Source organism: Faecalibacterium gallinarum (genome assembly GCF_022180365.1).
Lineage (GTDB): Bacteria > Bacillota > Clostridia > Oscillospirales > Ruminococcaceae > Faecalibacterium > Faecalibacterium gallinarum.
In genome coordinates this window covers 1-309 of record NZ_BQKV01000004.1, presented here as the reverse complement: position 1 = coordinate 309, position 309 = coordinate 1, and the positions used below count along the sequence as shown (strand labels likewise).

Here is a 309-nt window from a genome sequence, read left to right as displayed (position 1 = left end):
GTAGGAGTCTGGGCCGTGTCTCAGTCCCAATGTGGCCGTTCAACCTCTCAGTCCGGCTACCGATCGTCGCCTTGGTGGGCCGTTACCTCACCAACCAGCTAATCGGACGCGAGGCCATCTCAAAGCGGATTGCTCCTTTTCCCTCAAGATCATGCGATCTCGTGGGCTTATGCGGTATTAGCAGTCGTTTCCAACTGTTGTCCCCCTCTTTGAGGCAGGTTCCTCACGCGTTACTCACCCGTTCGCCACTAGATGAATCCTTACTCCCAACCCTTTGCATTTGTGTTAGTCTTACTTAAAAAGCCTAAT

1 rRNA gene is annotated in these 309 nt (G+C 52.8%); it reads right to left on the bottom strand.

The features are described 5' to 3' along the window. Window positions 1-244: ribosomal RNA gene (locus JCM17207_RS00535) — 16S ribosomal RNA — on the bottom strand; the annotation flags it as partial. Window positions 245-309 lie beyond the last annotated feature (65 nt).